General features: G+C 36.2%; 20 protein-coding genes and 1 tRNA gene. 5 read left to right on the top strand and 16 right to left on the bottom strand.

The genetic code is table 11. The features are described 5' to 3' along the window. Positions 1–144 precede the first annotated feature (144 nt). The 4 genes from WG904_RS16030 to WG904_RS16015 all read right to left on the bottom strand — a co-directional run bounded on the left by WG904_RS16030 (position 145) and on the right by WG904_RS16015 (position 2,891). Entirely contained in the window at positions 145–567 is a 423-nt protein-coding gene (locus WG904_RS16030) for a DUF6326 family protein (RefSeq protein ID WP_339580347.1), read from the bottom strand. Positions 568–577: 10 nt separating this feature from the next. Further along, complete coding sequence (locus WG904_RS16025) at positions 578–1,207, bottom strand: hypothetical protein (protein WP_339580346.1); 630 nt, start codon at positions 1,205–1,207, stop codon at positions 578–580. Between the two features lie 103 nt (positions 1,208–1,310). Next, positions 1,311–1,883: a Crp/Fnr family transcriptional regulator gene (locus WG904_RS16020; protein ID WP_339580345.1), complete on the bottom strand. Its 573-nt coding sequence runs from the start codon at positions 1,881–1,883 to the stop codon at positions 1,311–1,313. 471 nt (positions 1,884–2,354) lie between these two features. Next, positions 2,355–2,891, bottom strand: a complete 537-nt coding sequence (locus WG904_RS16015; protein ID WP_339580344.1) for an OmpA family protein — start codon at positions 2,889–2,891, stop codon at positions 2,355–2,357. 279 nt (positions 2,892–3,170) lie between these two features. On the opposite strand from WG904_RS16015, the gene WG904_RS16010 reads away from it, so the two are divergent. After that, positions 3,171–3,641 (top strand): ATP-binding protein, encoded by a 471-nt coding sequence (locus tag WG904_RS16010; RefSeq protein ID WP_339580343.1) that lies wholly within the window; start codon positions 3,171–3,173, stop codon positions 3,639–3,641. Here the strand turns inward: WG904_RS16010 and WG904_RS16005 are convergent. From WG904_RS16005 to WG904_RS15990, 4 genes are all read right to left on the bottom strand, one after another. Further along, a complete protein-coding gene (locus WG904_RS16005; RefSeq protein WP_339580342.1) occupies positions 3,638–6,463 on the bottom strand; it encodes an FAD-binding and (Fe-S)-binding domain-containing protein in 2,826 nt (941 codons plus the stop codon). The genes WG904_RS16010 and WG904_RS16005 overlap by 4 nt on opposite strands. 135 nt (positions 6,464–6,598) lie before the next feature. Further along, entirely contained in the window at positions 6,599–7,468 is an 870-nt protein-coding gene (locus WG904_RS16000; RefSeq protein WP_339580341.1) for an OmpA family protein, read from the bottom strand. A 70-nt stretch (positions 7,469–7,538) separates the two neighbouring features. Then, positions 7,539–8,471, bottom strand: a complete 933-nt coding sequence (locus WG904_RS15995; protein WP_339580340.1) for a M23 family metallopeptidase — start codon at positions 8,469–8,471, stop codon at positions 7,539–7,541. 46 nt (positions 8,472–8,517) lie between these two features. After that, the gene (locus WG904_RS15990) at positions 8,518–8,697 is read right to left on the bottom strand and encodes a hypothetical protein (protein WP_339580339.1); all 180 of its coding nucleotides are present in this window, start codon (positions 8,695–8,697) and stop codon (positions 8,518–8,520) included. Positions 8,698–8,835: 138 nt separating this feature from the next. Between WG904_RS15990 and WG904_RS15985 the strand changes: the two genes are divergently transcribed. Beyond that, positions 8,836–8,908 (top strand) — tRNA-Lys (locus WG904_RS15985). Positions 8,909–9,012: 104 nt separating this feature from the next. On the opposite strand, the gene WG904_RS15980 is transcribed toward WG904_RS15985, so the two are convergent. The 8 genes from WG904_RS15980 to WG904_RS15945 all read right to left on the bottom strand — a co-directional run bounded on the left by WG904_RS15980 (position 9,013) and on the right by WG904_RS15945 (position 16,771). Then, positions 9,013–9,777 carry a YoaK family protein gene (locus WG904_RS15980; RefSeq protein ID WP_339580338.1) on the bottom strand — a complete coding sequence of 255 codons (765 nt, stop codon included), beginning with the start codon at positions 9,775–9,777 and terminating at the stop codon, positions 9,013–9,015. Positions 9,778–9,910: 133 nt separating this feature from the next. Beyond that, positions 9,911–10,537, bottom strand: coding sequence for a DUF47 domain-containing protein (locus tag WG904_RS15975; protein ID WP_339580337.1), 627 nt, complete (start codon positions 10,535–10,537; stop codon positions 9,911–9,913). Between the two features lie 9 nt (positions 10,538–10,546). Continuing rightward, on the bottom strand, positions 10,547–11,539 hold the full coding sequence (locus WG904_RS15970; protein WP_339580336.1) for an inorganic phosphate transporter: 993 nt from the start codon (positions 11,537–11,539) through the stop codon (positions 10,547–10,549). A gap of 172 nt (positions 11,540–11,711) precedes the next feature. Next, a complete protein-coding gene (locus tag WG904_RS15965; RefSeq protein WP_339580335.1) occupies positions 11,712–13,325 on the bottom strand; it encodes an SLC13 family permease in 1,614 nt (537 codons plus the stop codon). A gap of 10 nt (positions 13,326–13,335) precedes the next feature. After that, entirely contained in the window at positions 13,336–13,809 is a 474-nt protein-coding gene (locus WG904_RS15960; RefSeq protein WP_339580334.1) for a CYTH domain-containing protein, read from the bottom strand. After that, positions 13,806–14,453, bottom strand: coding sequence for a hypothetical protein (locus tag WG904_RS15955; RefSeq protein ID WP_339580333.1), 648 nt, complete (start codon positions 14,451–14,453; stop codon positions 13,806–13,808). Before WG904_RS15955 ends, WG904_RS15960 begins: the two co-directional genes overlap by 4 nt. A 60-nt stretch (positions 14,454–14,513) precedes the next feature. Beyond that, positions 14,514–15,341, bottom strand: coding sequence for a lamin tail domain-containing protein (locus WG904_RS15950; RefSeq protein WP_339580332.1), 828 nt, complete (start codon positions 15,339–15,341; stop codon positions 14,514–14,516). A gap of 26 nt (positions 15,342–15,367) precedes the next feature. Further along, entirely contained in the window at positions 15,368–16,771 is a 1,404-nt protein-coding gene (locus WG904_RS15945; protein ID WP_339580331.1) for an OprO/OprP family phosphate-selective porin, read from the bottom strand. Positions 16,772–16,937: 166 nt separating this feature from the next. Here WG904_RS15945 and WG904_RS15940 point away from each other — a divergent pair, with 166 nt between their 5' ends. From WG904_RS15940 to WG904_RS15930, 3 genes are read left to right on the top strand one after another with little or no spacing between them, the layout of a single operon-like run. After that, positions 16,938–18,209 (top strand): TlpA family protein disulfide reductase, encoded by a 1,272-nt coding sequence (locus tag WG904_RS15940; protein ID WP_339580330.1) that lies wholly within the window; start codon positions 16,938–16,940, stop codon positions 18,207–18,209. 32 nt (positions 18,210–18,241) lie between these two features. Then, positions 18,242–19,675, top strand: coding sequence for a sensor histidine kinase (locus WG904_RS15935; protein WP_339580329.1), 1,434 nt, complete (start codon positions 18,242–18,244; stop codon positions 19,673–19,675). Next, positions 19,672–20,424, top strand: a complete 753-nt coding sequence (locus WG904_RS15930; protein WP_339580328.1) for a LytR/AlgR family response regulator transcription factor — start codon at positions 19,672–19,674, stop codon at positions 20,422–20,424. Before WG904_RS15935 ends, WG904_RS15930 begins: the two co-directional genes overlap by 4 nt. Positions 20,425–20,545 lie beyond the last annotated feature (121 nt).

Here is a 20,545-nt window from a genome sequence, read left to right as displayed (position 1 = left end):
AAATACGTTCTTTTTGCATAAATGCTTCATTTTGTAGTTGTATATTTTTTAACTGAAGACGTCAACTTGAAAATGTAAACCTGTTTGTTTTCTTCTGGCATCAACAAAACCATTAGTTTCAACAGTAACTTTTTTCATTGGTTTTTATGATTCCATACTAGGCCATTTCCACGCAAAGCGAATAATCAAACAAAGAAGAATTACTTCTACAACAGCGGCAAAATACATATGCAACCAAGCCTCGCCTGCCAAATTAAAAAGCATATAAGGAATGAATATTGTGGCTACAATTAGGTTTGTCGAACGATTTACTTTAGCAGGAAGAGCAACAGAAAGGAAAATCATAAGGGTTGGAATGGTTACCAAAATCATTACTATAAGCAGAAAGCCGTATGAAATATCAAATACAAATACTTTTCCTTCCAAAATACCTTTTATCGAGCCAGGCATATATAAGTGGAAATAATCAACGTAGGCGTATAGAAACATAAAACTCGCCCACAGCATTGCAAGCTTCAGTTTTATACTTACTTTGATGTCCTGCAATACATTGTTTGAAGTATTCATAGTTTTTCTGCTAAAAGTTAAATCCAACATTAAGTCCTGGTTCAGGAAAAATGAATTTAGACCATTTATCATCCAACTGTTTAAATCCATCAGGTAGTTGAGTATGATAGGCACGATGGGTCACACAAATAGATGGTTGAAAGAAAAATTTATCCTTGCAAAGTTTGATATGATAACCCATTCGGTATGAATTGAAAATCTGAAAACCATCATCTATTTTCTTGCTTTTATCATTCGCAAAAACCTGATAGGTGGGCATTACATCAAGCTGGGCATATAAGCCTTTCCATAAAAACCGGGCATAAGAAGCGGTTACCCCATACTCACGTACATAGCCAGGAAATTTTTCTTCCGGTTTTTTGTAAGCCTTATTTAAAAATGGGTGGATACCGTTAGGCCAGGCGTATTTCCAGGTTTTTGGAGAAATTCTGATGACATCTTTACCTGTAATGCGATATCCAATATCTAGCTGAACAAAATTGGGTGGGTTTTCTCTGTCAAAATTCCCGAATAATACAAATAAAGAGGTACCAATAAACCACCTATTATACGTACTATCGGTTTTGGCATATTGTGCATTCACCTGTAAACTGCTTGCCAACATCGTGACAATTACAGTCAATAAAACTTTCTTTTGCATATCTTTTTATTATTAAATGATACTGCAAAAGTAGATTAGAGATATGCTATAATTCGTTCACTAAAGTTAAGAAAGGATGTCTTATTAGACAGAAAGGAAGATATTATTTCTTTACAAGCCGGCTTCTTAACCTACTAAGTGATTGAGGCGTGATGCCCAGATAACTTGCTAACTGGTGCTGTGGAACGCGTTGAAGCAGATCTGGTCTTTTCTTTACTAAACTCAGGTACCGTTGTTCAGGCGAAGAAGTTTTAAACTCGTCAAAATCAATTTGTTGTTTGGCTAAAACTTCTGCTGAAAACATTCTACACATTACATCAAACTTTGGAAATTTAGTATTTACTTCTTCTTGCATATCAGCATTTGAAATAATAAGTAACGTGTCTTCTGTGCAATTTATATAATATTCGGAAGGAGTTTTGCTTAATGCACAAGGAGGTGTAAGGGCTTCCATTTCAGTGTAGAAAGCAGTAGTTCTTTCCTCACCATCTACAAAATAATAACACCGAATACAGCCTTTTAGAACGAAGTAACTATCTGTAGATTTTTGTCCTTCTTTGAGTAAAACCGTTCCTTTCTTTAGGGAGTGAAACAGGTTTAACGAAAGTAATATGTCCTTTTCCTCCTCCGTAAGCGAAATATATTTAGATATAAAGTCGAAAAGTATTTTTTCCATTTTTCTACGATCAAAATCCTTTATTTACAAAAACAAAGGTATTAAAAAACAAGGTTGGGAAGTTATAAATCATTGTCTTTTAGCGATAGCTATTTAAAATTTCATTATTAAACAGCATGAATAAATTTAACTGCATAACGCGAAATTTTGGTTGTTATGTTTTATTAAGCCTAATAAAACTAAAAATCAAAAGCTCAAAAATTAAATGGAAAAATTTTACAACGACTTGCTTTGTGAACTGGAGATTGAAATCAACGAATTAGAAATTGAAGCCCATTGTCACATCTAAAGGATAGAAAATGTTATACACATAATTATACCAAACTATAGATATTTGCGCTATCGAAGAATTATTCTTTTTGTTTCTGGGTTCTTAGTATTGCAAGCAGTTAAGAATATACAAATGCCAGTGCTAAAAATAGCCAAGACTGCACAAAGCTAAGTAACTTGTACAGCCATGGTTTAAAACTTTTAATTGGCTACTTCAATCTCAGTTCTTCTATTTAACATTCTTCCAGCTTCATTTGCATTGCTACTGATAGGATCTTTATCGCCATGCCCTACAATTTTAAAATTAGCAGCGTTTAAACCCGCATTTACAAAATACGATTTAACGGCATTTGCACGATCTACCGATAACGATAAGTTATGTGATGCTGAACCTTCTGCAGAAGAATGTCCGTTAAGGATAAATTTCGTATCTGGGGCTTTTTTCATCTCGGCAATTGCCCTATCTAAAATGGGTAAAGAAGCAGTTTTTAGCACAAATGAATTAAACTCGAATTGAACATTTGCGATGTTAAAATTGGGCTTTTCTATTGGAGCTGGCTTTTCTTCTTCCTTTTTTACAGGGCTAGGCTCTACTATTTTCTCCTCTACTGGGGGTGATGGAGGAGCAACTGCAACTGGTGGTTTTACAACTGCTTTTTTTGCTTTACAAGATTGAAATGCCATCGCTGAGAGACCGATAAGGCATAGTGCTAAAATTTTCTTCGTTAAATTGATCATAATTTGATTTTGTGTGGTTAAAGCCCCTAATATAAAAATAATGGTAAAATTTAGAGAGTTTTTGTTGTAAATGTATTGTTATCGTTTATAACGTGCAATGAGGTCTAAAAATTGCATCATCGGTGTTTCCCTCGTCAATCAAGTAAATGTGAAATATATTGCCAAGAGATTAAATCTATCAAAATAATGGCTAACAAAAACAAATTATAAATCGTGGAGCGGTAATTGCATGCTAGGTTTATGCCTCATTTACAACTGCTTATCCTTAAACATTCCATTATGAAATATGCTGATCATACGCTCATTGCCAACCAACTTAGGCTAGCTAACGATAATCTCGCCTCTCAGTATCATGAAAAGGAAAAACGTGCAGAAGAACTTATCATCGCAAATAAGGAACTTGCCTTTCAGAATAAAGAGAAAGACGCCAGAGCAACTGAACTCATCGCTATTTACAAAAATCTTAAAAAAGCCGAAACGTATCAAAAAGAGTACATAAAAGGCTTAGAAAAAATGATGTATTTAATTTCACATCGCGTTCGTCAGCCTGTATGCCAAATTGTTGGAATTTCTAATTTACTTGAAACTCCAAACTCGGCTGAAGAAGTTAAAAAAATGTTAGGTTATATAAAAGCATCAGCTTCATCTTTAGATGTATTTACAAAAGATTTAACAAAGTTGATTAAAAAGTTAAAGAATAAAAGTCATTTGAATCAAGAAAGCGTTCTTGTATTTCCAGCAAAAAATTAACTGCATTCGTCTAACAAATAAACAATCGACTCATAATTTTTCCCTACCGCTTCTGAAAGTGCAATTTCGCAGGTTTTACCGCTCGAATAATAGCCATCGTAACATTGCTGCTTTACTTCTTCAGCCTCTGGCTTAGTGGCAGAAGCTGTTAATTCAGGAAACAAGAAACCTCGATCTCCAGCCATACCACAGCAGCCTGCCTTTAATGGAACGTTAACCTCATGCGCCAATTGTTTGGCAATATTTATAAACTTATTCTCTAAGCCCATCTTTTGAAGCGAACAAACGGGATGCAATACTATTTTATCTTTCTTTTTGATGATGTTTACCTTAGGCAAAAGATAATCCATCACATAATCTACACTATCAATTATTTTAATGTTCTCAAATTTTCGTTTGTTTTCAGGTGTAAGTGCATGGCCACAGTCTTGCAACGTTAGTGTACACGAGGTAATGTCGATTACAATTGGCAAGGCACCCTGATTACTCCACTCCCATAATTTACTTACTGTATCGTTAACGGTATATTGGTAAGCCAAACTAAATCCTTTCGATGAGAAAATTTGACCACAACAGGTATTTTGAATTTCTTTAGGGATAATAAAGCCAATACCTGCTTTATTCGAAATGCTAATAAACGTGTCGATAATATTCTTTCTACCCGCAACATCACCCCCCATTACTCTTGAGATGCAGGTTGGATAATAGACTACTGCTGGCGTTGTAGTTGAACTATCTTTTGTTAAATAAGTAGAAAAATTTGCAGTGGGCTTAATTTGATTAGACCATAAAGGTACTGCAGGAATAACTTTTTTAACTCTTTTGGTAAGATTAAGCATCGCATTTTGCCCAAACAATTTGTTAACCGCAACTGCTGCAAATAGGCCAGTTTTTACAACGGTTGTTATCGGTTTAAAGTTTTTGGCGATGCGCAAGGCTAATCCGTTAGCAAATGCGCTATGATTCTCCCTTCGTAACCGCTTTACTAATGAACCTGTATTAATATCAACGGGACAAGCAGTAGCACACAGACCATCTACCGCACAAGTATCTAAGCCATCGTATTGGTATTGCTGTAAAAGTTCTTTATATGGTATCAAATCGTTTTTTCTTTTCAGCTTAAGAAGCTCCCTACGTACTACAATTCTTCTTCGCGGCGTAAGGGTGACGTTTCGGCTCGGACATTTATATTCACAAAAGCCACATTCCATGCATTTATCAACTTCTTCTTCTACTTTAGGTAAGTCTTTTAAAGCGCTTAAGTGGGCGCTTTTATCGTTGTTGATAATTACCCCTGGGTTAAGCAGGTTTTGCGGATCGATAACCTGTTTTAAGGCTTTCATAATCTGATAAATTTCGCCTCCCCATTCGGTTTCTACGAAGGGAGCCATGTTACGTCCTGTTCCATGTTCTGCTTTTAAGGCACCTTGGTATTTCTCAATCACTAATGAAACCACTTCCCTTAAAAAGTAGTCGTACCGCTTTATTTCTGAATCGGTATCGAAAGCTTGAGTTACCACAAAGTGGATATTGCCATCTTTCGCGTGACCAAAAATGATAGCATTCTCGTACTTGTGTTTGATAAATAATTCTTGCAAATCAAGTATGGCATCTCCCAAACGGGCTACGGGTACGGCAATATCTTCTAAAATTACAGTTGTGCCACTCGCTCTTACCGAGCCAACAGAGGGGAACATTCCCTTTCTTACTTTCCATAAAAAGGCCTGTTCGGTAGCATCATTAGTAAAAACCGGCGTTTCGAGCAATGTAAGTAAAGGTGCAACGGCTAAGAAATTATCAGATTTTAACTTTAGTTCTGCTACCGTATTACCTTGATACTCGACTAATAAAGCCGCTGCAGTTTCTGGTAGTGTTTTGATAATTGCCGGTACACCTTTCATCAATTCTATAGAACGTAAAGACGCACGATCCATCAGTTCTACTGCTTCGGCGCCCGATTCGGTTAAAGGAACAATGGCTTGGCAAGCTGCATAAATATCACGGAAATAAAGTAAGGCGGTGCTTTTTACCGGATAATCTGGAACGGTGTTTAACACCGCTTCGGCAATAAAACCTAAGGTTCCTTCAGCGCCTACCAACACATGCGCTAAAATATCGAGTGGGTCTACATAATCGATAAACGCATTAACAGCATATCCTACCGTGTTTTTGGTTTTATATTTATGCCTAATAAGTTGATGAAGGTGTGGGTTGGCTAAAATTTGATTGCGTAAAGCCTCAATTTCATAATATATTTCAGGGCACTCTGATTTAAAACGTGTATAGTCTTCTTTACATTCTGTAAAATAAACTTTACCATTTGGTAAAATAAACTTTACATTTTTTATCGTATGGTAAGCGTTCTTGCTTACACCACAACACATTCCGCTGGCATTGTTAGAGATAATACCCCCCATCATGGCAGAATTTATGCTTGCAGGATCTGGACCTATTTTACGTCCGTACTTCCTCAGTTCTGAGTTAACAACTGCTCCAATCACACCAGGATGAACCCGAACAGTTTCCCCATTATTCTCTACCCGTACAAAATTCCAGTGTTGACTTAAATCGACCAAAATGCCGTCAGAAACCGATTGTCCAGATAAACTCGTACCCGCTGCACGAAAAGTAATAGGTATTTGGTATTGGTGGGAGAATTTAAACAGGGAAATGATTTCATCGTCAGAAACAGGTTGCACTACAGCTTTTGGTCGGAGGTAATAAAACCCAGCGTCGGATGCAAATGCGACTACATCTATTAACCTAGCTTTAATCCTGTCTTTGGATAAAATAGTTTCTAATAATTTGGCTATGTTAAGCATGGTTCAAAGATAATACATCGCAACGGAAAACGAGTACATGAGATTTGAGAATTGCGTACTTAGATAGGTTGCATAAAAAAAGTCCCAACTCAATAGCTGGGACTTTATGTTTAATTGAACGAAAAACCGTTATAACTAGGGTTTGGTGTTACTGGGTTCTGGTGCTTTACCAATTAACTCCATAAATTGATCTAATTTAGGCGTAATAATAATTTGTGTACGTCTATTCTTAGCTTTTCCGGTTTCCGAATCATTGCTAGCCACCGGATTAAATTCGCCTCTACCTCCTGCGGTTAAACGTTTTGGATCAACACCATAATTGTTCTGTAAAGACTGAACCACTGATGATGCTCTCAATGCACTTAAATCCCAATTGTTACGGATGTTTGCCATGCTAATAGGCACATTATCGGTATTACCCTCAATTAACACATCATAACCATTATAATCTTTAATAATTTTAGCGATCTTGGCAAGGGTTGCTCCTGCTTTATCTGATATTTCGTAGCTACCCGATTTGTACAACATATTATCGGCAAGAGAAATATACACTACGCCTTTTAGTACCTTTATATCTACATCGCTCATTTCTTCACGACTTAACGAACGAGTTAAATTATTGGTTAAAACTACGTTAAGTGAATCGCTTTTGTTTTTGCTATTTACCAATTGCTGGATGTACTTGTTAGAAGCATTAATCTCATCAACCAATTTTGAAATATTCAAATTACCCTGATTACCAGAATTTAAACACTTGTTTAAGGCCGCTTGTAAAGAGGCAACATTTGCCCGTTCAGAGGCAATTTGTTCGTCTAAACTTTTAATCCTGATTTTAGAACCCGATAATTCACTTTCACTAGCTTGTAACTTCGAATTAAGTTCTTGATTGCTTTGCTGAAGCTTTGTATTGTTTGCTTGTAACTCTGCGTATTTTTTGTTGCTAACACAACTCTGAGTTAATGTTGCCGCAACGAGTAAGCATGATGCTAATAATGGTAATTTCATAACGTTTAATTTTATTCTTATTTAACTTGATAGTTAAAGAACAATCTAAACGCTATAAAGTTTGAAAGGCCTATTTCTTAGGATTTGATAAAAGTTTTAGTTCTTTCTTCGTCATCTCCTTTTGTATGATCTGCGGAGTTGAGGCGACGATATATGTTTTTTGAGAAACAAGAACTTCATTTAAACTGTCTTCAGTCATAAAATGAGGAGTTATAAAACCGTAAAAGCTTTTTGATTTTGATAAAGACGTAGATCTATTTTCGAAATCGGCCGATTTTAGATAGGTTATCATAATGGATACATTATATTTCCCGTTCTTATCGTATCTGCTATTTACACCTAATAATGTTCCTGGAAACACCGTTTGGCCTACCTTTACCGTAAAAGTACCTTTTTTAAAACCTCTGTAAGTGGCAAGCGTACCATCCTCATGTTCGATTATTAATTCGTTTGTTTTACTGGTATAGGCCACAGCATTTTCATCAATAGTTTCATATAAATCCTTAATTTCAACAACTATCCCTTTCCGAATTGCAGTTACAGTATCTTGCTCGTTTGTGTAAAAACGATACGATTTCCAATCGTCGGGAGTAGTATCCCCAAAATAGGTTGCCCCTAAGAAATTAGATTCGGAAACTTGCACTTTTGCCGCATCTTTATAGGGAAGAAGATAAATAAAATCGACATCATATTTAGGCTTTAATTTACCTCGTATGTAAGAAAAGCTATAGCTATATCCAATTCCTTGTTCCTTAACCGTAGGGGTTAAACTAAATAGACGACCGCTATAGTCAGCCGCTTTAAAAAAAGTTCCAGGATTCGAAGTATTGCTAAGATTACTAAAGTTAAGCACTACCGTGTAGGTTCCAGGATCTGTTTTCTGAAAATTAAAATCGACACTTTGATTTTGATTTCGTTTTGGCTCTAACTTAATTGGGCGTTCTTGGGCGTTTGCACTTAAAAAAATGAAGAAAATGGAAAGGCTAAATAATATTGTTTTCATAGACCACAAAGCTACGAAAAAGCCCGACTTTTAATCGGGCTTATTGTTAGGCTTTATTTTCGTGCTTTCGCGTATTGTCTTTATTCGAGGTCTGATCAGAACGCTGACCACCTCCATTGCTTATACCATTCATTTTTTTGTCTGCTTTAACATCATGATGGCTACGGTCTGCAATCGGACTTCCTTGGGTAGTCGGATTGTTTTTAGGTGCATTTACATCTTTCATAGGATTAAATTTTAGTTAATTTTTAATTGATGTGAGCGTTATTAATTAACGTGAAACTATACGTTTTGTTTTTTTTAATAAATAATTGCCATTCATAATATTAATTTCTATATTTGCCCCTCCTTAATCATAGGGAATGATTCCGTAGCTCAGCTGGTAGAGCATTACACTTTTAATGTAGTGGTCCTGGGTTCGAATCCCAGCGGGATCACAAGAATTCAAAACCTTTCAGAAATGAAAGGTTTTTTTGGTTAATATCCCCCATCCCGATGGGGTTCGAACTGAAGCGTGGGCCAGGGTTCGATTTGAAAAAATTTATTTTCTACTGGTGATAGCATGAGATCTCTTCATTACTTTGTCGTCATTTTTGTGTCTATTTTGCAGGAGTAGTTTCAATTTCAAATCGTCATATAATATTCCAATAATTAGCACTGCAGCTGCAATTGCTAACACATGAAGCTTTAAAGTAGAATAGAAGATCCCGCCTAAAAGTCCACCCAAAAAAAAGAAAGTGATGATGGTCAATCGTAATTTTATGGAAGAGTAAAGTTTTTCCTTTTGTTCTTTTTGCCTATAAAAAAACAATTGGGATAGTTCAATTCCTAAGTCTGTGAACAGTCCGGTTAGGTGTGTTGTACGAACGGTTGCGTTTGAAATTGTCGTTACCAATGAATTTTGTAAACCCATTGCAAAAAGTAAAGAACAAGCAAGAAGATTTGGATTTTGTGCGACTAGAAACCGTCCGAATACAGCTAAAGAGAACAAAATAAGACTTTCGATAATTGTTGGAATAATATAAATCAATCTATTGTTTGTCTTAGCTATAATTTCAACTAATAAGTTTGATACAAATGAACCAAAGAAGAAGAAGAAAATGTATAAAAAATAGATAAACCCTTGCCAAAAATTCAGTTTAAAAATTTCGTCTACAAAAAAGGCAAAGTGTCCTGTTACATTTGTGGTCAGGCGTTGAACAGCCAGAAATCCAGCCACATTCACAATTCCAGCTACAAACGACAGCAACGATGCAATTCTTAAATTATGCTTTAATTTTCTTGTTTTTCCTTTGTGTCTAAACATACATTTGTTGTTATTTGTGAAGATATCTGTCTAAAAGTGAAGGTAGAAGCTTTTTCCCCACTTGCCCAACTGTTAAGTTTGTCATTTCTTCAGCCAGCTTGCTCATAAATATAAGTTAGATCCGCCCGGGAGTCTATGATAATTTAATTATGGCCATACCTAATGCATCAGCAGCAGCATCAGCTCTGTCAGACATGTTTGAAATGTGCCGGTATACCTCTCTAAGTTTTAATACCCTCTGCAGGTTGTCTGCTAGTTTGTCCTTATCTTCAAACAATACTTTTATGGCATCTCTATATAATCTGTCAACCTTTGTTTCAAGCTTCGATACATTTAATACATGCTCATAAGCAATTCTCGGATTTTTCATCAACCTTGTAATGGCGTTTAATAGTTCCGTTGCTTCTGCATTTACTTTTTCTACCATTTCAAGAATAAACGAATCCGGAGTAACCTTAAGAAAATAAATCTCCTCCAATGTAGTCTCTGCATACTTTGCCATTTCGAATAAGCAAACAGAAATATTATAAATATCTTCCCTATCTATAGGGGTAATAAATGTATTGTGAAGATCATCCATCAAAAGCATTTTAATATCGATGATCTCATCGATCAGCAGTTTGCTTTTTTTAATGATGTTATCATCAGCCTTGCTCATGTTCCGTTCCAGAAAATCCACACATCCTATGGTTTTCTCTGCTTGCAGTTTCAGTTGTGAAATGAAGCTATTTTCTGTTGTGTTTGTGCTAAATAATCCCATAATTATGGTCTATAAAAAGAAGAATTTTAAAAGTAAATAAACTGGAACAGCAAATACGACAGTGAACGGGATGGTTAATATCCATGATAAAAAAATGTCTTTCAGTGCCAGCCATCTTACCTTCGACAATCTTTCCCCGGCACCTGCTCCCACAATAGACATGCTTACCACCTGGGTGGTGCTCACAGGCCCACCAAGTATCGACGACAAGGTGATAACAGTTGAGGATGCTAATTGTGAGGTAAAGCTATGAAGGGGCTTTATTTTATAAAAACCCGCCCCCATTCTACGTATAAGCCTCCAACCACCCACTAATGACCCGATACTTTTAGCGCCGGCACATACCAATACTACCCATAAAGGGACGAAAAAGTGGTCTTGATATCCAGCACTCATCAATCCGAGTGTAATAATCCCCATTGTTTTTTGTGAATCATTTGCTCCATTGCTTGCGGCAAGTATAATCGCAGTAGGAATTTGGCCTAACTTAAAAAAATAATTTATCCCTGGTGTGGCGTTCTTCAACAGCCGATACATTATCTTTATGGTTATCCAGCCAAAAAACAACCCAGCGGCAGGTGAAAAAAGTAAAGCTATACAGACTTTAATAATGCCACCCAAAAGTAGCACTTTCATACCGCTACCTATCATAACAGCCCCTATTAGCCCCCCTATCAAGGCATGCGAGGAACTTGAAGGTATGCCATAAGCCCAGGTAATAAGGCTCCATACCGTAGCACTGGTTAGTGCGGCTGCCAATACCGGAGTACTTATATATTGAGCAACTACAATATCACTTGCAATCGTTTTAGCAACCGCAAAACCAAAGATAAATGGTCCTGCAAAACCTGCAATCATGGCAATTCCAAGGGCGGTTTTCACACTCATAGAATGAGAAGAAATAATCGTTGCAGTTATATTTGCACTGTCATTAAAGCCATTGAACACATCAAAAATAATCGAACAAACAATTAATACAAGCAACCAATTTAATGGATCCATAATATGACCTTACTTTCTATACCATTCGTTTTATTCTCAAAATTATGCGGTTCATAGCGCTTTAGTCATGATTACCATCATACAAAAATCTGAGGGTCATCATAACACAATACATGTACATAGACATGCTGGATCAATAATTCCTGCAACAAGGTAAGGTTCCAAGTGGCCCTTAGAAAAACACCCCATTAGGTGTATAATGTAAATAGCGAAGTAAGGTCATTCCCCAGATGATGATCATTATCCAGGCGATAAACATCATTATAATTCCATATTTAAACGAATCAACCATACTATATTGATTAGTAGAATAAAGTAATATTGCAGGCTTGCTGTTAAAAGGAAGTACATACACGTGTTCAATAAGCAGCGCAACGGGAAAGGCCAAACTCATTATTGGGTAGCCAAATTTCTGTGCAATACCAATAGCCATTGGAACGAAGATCAGCGCTCTTGTGGTTTTAGACTGAAACAGTACTGCGCTAAAAAGCATCACAAAAGTGAGCCCTAGATATAAAATCCAAAACGGGGTTGTTTTTGTAATATTAAAATGAGTAAATAATGCGTCGATCATACTGGCAGGAAGATCTGTTGTATCGAGCCCAATACCCAACGCATAGGCACCCGCCGAAAATATCATTAAATGCCAGGGTATATCAACGTCATTCCATTTTACCACACCTACTTTAGGGAGCAGCGCTACAATAGCACCCATTAATGCAACAGCAGTTTGAGATATACCATGTTGTTTATCTGTAGCCCACAAGACCAGAACAACAACAAATATGGCGATGGATTTGTATTCATTAGTGGTCATTTTACCCATGAGTTTATATTCCTTTCGCAATCGCTCCATCCCGCCAGCAATCTGTGGTGTTTGTTCGCTTAACTTCATCGGAAAGATTAGCTTTGTCCCAAAAAACCACCCCGTTATAATCAGAATGATCGAAAGTGGAAACGCAGCAATAAACCAATCTTGGAAGCCAAAGAACTTCCTACCTAATGCTCCGGCAATAATCGAACCCGCCAACAAATTAGCGCCAGAACCAGTAATAAAGCCGCTAGCACCTACAGTGATCTGATACAGATTTTGAAGCACGATGTTTCTCCCGAAATTATTTCGATGAGTTGCACCAGCTCCATAAATGGCTGCAATAACCATAAAAATCGGCAAAAGAATAGTGGCTTTGGCCGTAGTAGCAGAAATGAAAATGGATAAGACAAGATTGATTACGATAAAGCTGAAAAAAATTCCTGTAGCGTTCTTGCCAAACCGTATAACAAACCATAAAGCAAACCGCTTAGCTACATGAGTGGTTACCAACATGCTAGCAAGTATAAATGATAAAATATTCAGCCACATTACCGGATGCCCTAATTGCGCATATGCTACTTCTTCCGACGTAACCCCAGTGAGTACCATTGCGAGGATTACCATCAATGAAGTGAGGTAATTTGGAATAGCTTCAGTTATCCATAAAATAATGGCCGAGGCAAAAATTGCCAACATCGCATAATTAATGTGACTAAATTTAATAGCCCCCAATTCTTTTAACCGTTGTAAGCCACCTGATTGAAGTACATCGGCTTTAGCATGATTGAGATAAGAAATATTTGCAAAATAATAGATAAAAATAAAGGATACAATTGCCGCTGGTAAACCGAATATCTTCATCCACCTTTCGAAACCAACTTTTTCAGTAGTTTTGAATAGTTCAACTCGATAATTGTTCATATCCAAAGGATCGATGATTTCTTCGATATCTGTAGGCGTTTTAGTTTTCATCGCTATTGAATTACCATTTCATAAATGGTTTTTTGATTAACATCGCATTATAATATTTTTGATCACCCGTTACTTCTGCACCTAGCCACAAAGGTCTTTCAAAATAATCATCTTCAGCCTCAAGTTCTATTTCAGCAATTACAAGACCTTGATTTTCTCCATAAAATTCGTCTACCTCAAACTTATAGCGTGGCTTTGCATTTACTTGAAAACGAGTTTTATCAATAACCCCAGGCTCACAGATTTTTAATAATTGTTCTGCTTCTGCTAAGGGAATTTCTATTTCCCACTCATATCTCGATACCCCCGAATCGTTTCCAATACCTTTTATCGTAAGAAAACCTGATGAGCCTTTAATACGAACCCGCACTGTACATTCGGGAACGGATGATAAGTACCCCTGTTTGATGCGTATTTCTTCAACAGCTTCTTTTTTAAAAATATCGGAATTGACTAAAAACTTTCTTTCTATTTCTTGGCTCATGTTGAATGTGTTAATAGTTGATTATTCATGCCGATTATCCTTTTTATTGCCTTAATATAATTCACGTTCTCAACGCTACCTAATCCAATATCTTCAATTGTTGCCTTAATATCCTCTATTTTAGTAGATTCTGAACTTATAGTTAAAATTTTTGCTCCATTAATAAAGACCGTAGCTATTTCACAAATTGTATTATTTACATTATAACTTGATCTCTGTTTATGTACACTTACAGCTTGCAGAGATGAGTGTAAACTCACCAAAGCAATAAAATCATCGCAACTATAGATCGGTTGATCAAGTTCGGGTGTTTTTACAGACAGCGCCTTAAACACATCATTTATTAATCTTAAATCAGCTATCGGAAATTGAGCTTTCATTACAGGGCACCATTGTTCAAGTCCATCTACAGATTTAACAAAAGATTTTATATCTATCTTACCCTCCCGGATCTTTACATTGCAAAGATCATTTTCGCGAGATAAGATATAGACTTCCTCACTTTTCCTTTCCCATTCGCTTTCTGGAACAGGTATCGAAAGGCGAGCCATTCGTTTAGCCGAAATATCAAAGTCTTGACCAAATGCACGAAATTCAAATCTCAATTCTGGATAATCTTCAATTTTAAATTCTTTTCTGCTCATTTGAATTTTCAATTTGAATAAACATAAACCTCTAAATTTTCAGCGGCTTACGCAATGTCGCTAATTATTTGAAGTTCCTTTTGTTGGTGTATTAAAAATAGCCAAAGTGGAAGATCCGTCTGGCTGACGGCCGTATGATTTCTTACCGGAAAGATTTATAGTAAGAAAATCCAATGAAGCAACAATTTCGCCGCTGGTATTTTCGAGATATGCCCCATCTCCAGAAGTACTTAAACCAAACTCAACTGCATATTCGCCTCCCGTATATTCAGTTTTTAAAACCAAAAAACCTTTAGCTTGAATAACCGCGCCAGCATTGAGGATACGTTTAGGCTTAGCACCTCCCGAAGTTTTAATACCATCGTCGTAAAAAGCGTAACCACTTAAATCGATAGGTATATCGGAACCATTATATATTTCTACCCAATCAGGATCTGTGGCATCTTTAGTGCCATCTGCAAAAACCTCGTTAATGTAGAGCTTAATCACATTAGAAGCACCAACGGTATAATTTGCAAGTTGGTTGGGTGCTGTTGATGGATACACTGTAGTAAAACCCCCACTATTTTTAGCTTCAACATAATATTCAACTTTTGTTCCCATTGGCAAAGCAGGGATGGTTGCGTTGTAAAGAAATCCCGAAGCAACCGCTGCTAGTGAGGTGAATGTTCCGGTAGATGAGGTTCTGTAAAATATTTTCACAGATAAAACCTCCTTTAGATCAGTTACTCTAGCGGTTATCACCACATTGTCAGTAGATTTTGGACTTTCTGGAAGGAACGATACCTTCTCTATATCAGCAGCTCCATTGTAAACCTCATCTTTTACACATGAGGTAAAGATCATCATCAGGAGCAACAATACAGCGTATAAATTATTAGGTTTCATGATTTATGGTTTAGAAATGTATGATTTTAAAAATTAATTTCGAAGCGGATACCTAGCTGTTTGTAGTCTTCTCCCGCTTTTCCTGCAGCTGTTGCCACCTTTTTGGGATCTTTAGTTAATTCCCCAGTAAGGTCCTTACCCACATATAGCTTGTTTTTTCCACTCGCATACCTATCATGATTTATGCTACTTAAATTGAACTGGAATTTTATGTTTCTTGATGCATAAAAATTTAGACCACTGGTAAATGCCTCTGCAGATCCTCCATAAACAGTTTTATCATTTAGATCGACAAAATCATATCGCAGTGCCAGTTCAATATCGCCCCACTTTTTCCCCCTGTCTGGTTGGGTAAATTCTCCTTCCGATTTATTATATACCTGCCTGCCACCAAACAGCATGTAAACAGCCTGAACGTAATAACCTCCGAAATTCAGCGCTTCGAGATCATTTTTTCGTTGCGTACGGTTATTAATCAGCTCTGCTTGTACTGCAAAACCTTTATAATAGACAGCCATCTCGATATTACTTAGTAGCTGATTTCTGAAATAAGGAATCACATCTGTATCCAGATACTTTTTGCGGTTGATATTACTGATTGAACGGGTATTGTAACGAATACCGCCATATTCTGAAGGATCGACATCGGTTTTTGGTTGGCGGTATGAGTAGGCATAAGCTAAATGTAATCCATAATCCCTATTTTCTCCAAACGGTTGAAAAACGAATTTTCCGGTAAGCGAAATGCCTTGATCTCTTCCAAAATCTTTATTGTTATCTTCAATATAGGTTTGAGTTTCCTGATCCTTTACTTCCTGAAAGAAAACTCCAGCTGATGCAAAAAACCGTTTTCCGTTATATGCACCTTCCCATCCGATATGACGGGATGGAGCAAAAGTAGTAACTACCATACCGCGTTCCATAAAATTAAGATATCGAGAAGAAGCAGTCTCAGACATAGAGAACCTTTCCTTGTAATTGCCCACCCGCGTTATAAATCCATTTAAAAAGTTATAGCTGAGATAAGCATCTTCAAGTTCCAATACGCCGTTGGCAGCATTGAGATCAAGTTCGCCATACCAATTTTTACCAAGATTAGCTTTAGCTGCAAATCGAGCACGGCGAATAGTTACCCCGTTGCCAATCGGATTCATAGTTTTACCAAGCGTTATTTGCCCATCTGTTTGCACACGAATATCGAACCACAATCTATACGTTTGATCTTTTGACTCGAAGACCAATATTCCATCACGATTTTCAGTTATCAGAGGGGTTCTATCCACTCTTCTTCCATATTGGTCAGTCCTGGCGGCAGTATCAAGAACTTCTTGACCAAATAGGCTACTGGAAAACAAAGCCAACACCGCTATTAATACTATTTTTTTCATTGCATTATCGTTTTGGGAAGTAAATAGATGTAAAGATGCCATGCCAAAACGGATAATGAGATGATGGTGGTCACAACAGATTATGTTTTAAATCAGATGTCAACCAATAAACGTCTATTTAAAATTCACATCCATATCTACCATGTTCACATTCTACCTATTTCTTGTAGCTGAAGCGTATTATTTTTGATTTTAAATCAACTAGAATATGAAAACAATAAAAAATTTAATCCTGGTGTTCATACTTTTTAGCCATTTTTTGGCTGGTGCTCAAGAAGTAAATACGATGTCCAAACGTATCCAAGAAATGAATAAAGAGCAAGTTCCTGAAAAAAATGTGGCTACTATGTTTAGCATCATTAAAGAATATAAATTAGATACGCTAAAAAACGTAGAGGAAATTGACGTGTTGAAAGGACAGGTCGCTCTTTCCTATCTTAATGTGGGAGCTTTTAACGAATTTGAAAACTATATCAAGCGTATCAAAAACAAGTTTAATCAAACCTCATATATGAATATGGCGGCCGATGAATTGCTGCGCAAACAAACCCATTTGAAAACGGCTGCAATTATAGCTCAAAAAACAGTATTGGCATACGAATCTTATAAAGATGATCCAACTGCAAAGCCAAGCACATTCCCGTTAGCAGACTGGTCTAGGTTTATGAAAATGGCGGCGTATCCCTATTATGAAACTTATGCAAAGGCACTTCACCTGCTTAATAATGATGTAAAAGCTTTATTTTATGAAGAAAAAGCAATCGAAGGTAAAGACATTGAAGAACTAATGCAACCGTCTGTTGAATTGTATACCGAACTTTTAACTGGTGCCGGACAAACAGAAAAAGCATGTAGCCTACTTCTAAAAATGGCAAGTATAGGCAAATCGAGCTTAAAAATGAATGCGCAGTTAAAAAATTTACTTGTAGCGAAATTAGGGCCGAAAAAATCAACTATATTTTTGGATTCTTTACAGCGAAATACCGCCAAAATCTATAAAATTGAAGTTGCTAAAAAAATGATCGAAAATACCGAAGCACCAAACTTTACTTTATCCGACTTAAATGGGAAACTTGCCAGCCTTATTGATTTTAAAGGTAAGGTAGTAGTGCTCGATTTCTGGGCAACGTGGTGTGCTCCGTGCATTGCAGCAATGCCGGCCATGAAAAAAATGATGGAGCATCATCCAGAAGTTGTCTTTTTATTTATAGCTACCCAAGAGATCGGTGCTGATGCAGAAGCTCGGGTTAAAGCATATGTAAAGCAAAATAATTTCCCAATACATGTATTAATAGATAAACCAAATCCAAAAAACCCAAAAATATTCCCGGTAGTTGCCGCTTACAACGTAAAGGGTATCCCCGCAAAAATGGTTATCGATAAAAAGGGCAATCTTCGCTTTGCTACCGAAGGTTTTTCAACGGATAGCGAATTGATTAATGAGCTAACAGCCATGATCTCGATAACTGAAGCCCAATAATTAGTGTTTAAAACAGTATATTAGCAGTAATCATGAAATCAAAGTTCATTCGTTTTATATCCCGCTCGGCTCACTGTATTGTCCTTACATTATCCCTATCACTACCTATATTTAATTTGCAAGCTCAGCAACAGGTTGCATATTTTGATTTTACAGCAGCCGGAACAAATAGCGGTCCGATAAAGACATTTCATCAAAAAAAATTAGTTAGGGTGCTAACTGTTGGTGGTTACGTAAATATTAGGGCTACAAAAGCGCTAAGAATAAAAGAAGGTATTGGTTTTCGGGCCTATTTCATAAGTAAAAAAGAAGAAAAAATAATCGAAAATCCATTTAATGGCCCTATTTATCTTTTTCCCGGAACTGAATTTTTTATTGATTTATTTGAAATCAATACGAATAGAATTTTAATTAGGTATATTCTTCAACGTCCATTACTTTATCCGAAAATAGACTGTTACAAGGAAGATAATCATCATTTTCTCACTTCTAAAACAGATGGGGGAAATGGTGAATTTAGTTTATCACCTAATGAAAAAATTAGAATAGAATTCATCCAGCCTAACGATTTTGAAGGTATGGAAGTAGAATATTCATTGCAGAACCTACGCACAAAGCGATCGCAACAAGGAGTAAATAAATACAATATTAAAGACTTAAACTTTGAAGAAAATACCGATTACGTACTTCGGCTTAATTATACAAATCAAAAGGAAAGTACGGCCGTAATTTATATCCATGTAAAACCTTATTGGTATCAATCTCCAATTACGTATGTTAGCTTTTTGATTATTTTAATGGCAATGGGTGTTTTGTTATTAGCCAGATCCTTTAAAAAAAGAATCAACATTTCGAGAAAGGAACAGCAGAACCTAGAACAGGCTGCCATTAGATTGCAGTCGCTTCTTAATCCGCATTTTACCTTTAATGCTTTGAGTTCTATTCAAGGGTTAATGAACACCAATCGTATTGATGAGGCTAACCAATATTTAGAAGAATTTAGTGCTTTGTTAAGGAAAACCTTAGCAGCCAGTAAACAAGTTTATACCACTTTAGATCAAGAATTGGAAATGATGCGATTGTATATTAAGTTAGAAGCCTTTCGATTTAATTTTTCTTGGGAAATAGAACTTTCAGCCGATTTAAATCCAAGTACAATTGAAATTCCAACCTTGTTGCTACAGCCACTTATCGAAAACGCTATTAAACATGGAATTGGTAATTTAGCAGATCGTGGGAAATTACTTATTAAATGTAAGACAGGTGATAAAAAAGATACCTATGTAATTGTAATTAAAGATAATGGAACATGGGTAAATAATGTCGTAAGTAAAGGTTATGGCATTTCTTTAACTGAAGAAAGAATACATACGATTAATAAAATGAAAAAAGAACAAAACATTGTATTAAGATTCAATAAAGATAATGGAACTGAAGCCATTTTAACATTTCATAACAGCCTATGATCACTGCCATTTTAGTTGACGATGAGCTCATCAATATCAGTAATTTAAAAGCATTAGTTGTTCGGCACTGCCCACAAATTGATATTATAGCAACAGCTACTAGTGCCGATGAAGCCCGTAACTTAATTCTTGAATTTAAACCTGATGTAGTATTTCTAGATATTGAAATGCCCGGAAAGAATGGCTTCGATTTGTTAAGATCATTTCATGAACCTGAATTTGATGTTGTTTTTGTAACTGCATATGATAGCTATGGCATTATGGCCATCAAATTTTCGGCATTAGATTATCTATTAAAACCAATCAATATAAACGAACTTAAAAGTACAATCGAAAGAATCGAAAAATCTAATAAAGTTAAAAAACAAAACGCACGAGTTGACAATCTACTTCGATTATTGGATAAAAAGCAAATAGATGATCATCAAAAAATAGCCTTGGCTACACTGAAAGAAACTTATTTAGTACCCGTTAAAGATATATTGAGGTGCGAATCTTCAAACAATTACACTACATTTTATTTAACTAGCGGATTAACACATTTAATTTCTAAACCTTTGTATGAATATGATGAATTATTAAGTCCGTATGGGTTTATACGATGTCACCAGTCTCACTTGGTAAACAAAGTACATGTGAAAAGTATACTAAATGAGGATGCAGGCTATTTAATTATTGATGGGGATAGTCAAAGAATCCCGATCTCCAAACAACGAAAAAATGAAGTTAAAACTTTACTGAAAATGTAAGGTATTGTTAATTTCTATTTTTCACTGCTTCATTTATTTACAAATGCGATTGCGCTTTAAGCGTATAATTGTCTCTTTTTAAGTGAAGCCTAATACGCAATTTATCAGCCAATTAGCTTTT

The sequence above is a fragment of the Pedobacter anseongensis genome (assembly GCF_037482965.1).
GTDB classification, from domain to species: domain Bacteria; phylum Bacteroidota; class Bacteroidia; order Sphingobacteriales; family Sphingobacteriaceae; genus Pedobacter; species Pedobacter anseongensis.
Note: the sequence above shows the minus strand (reverse complement) of the source record. Positions and strands in the feature narration are given on the sequence as shown.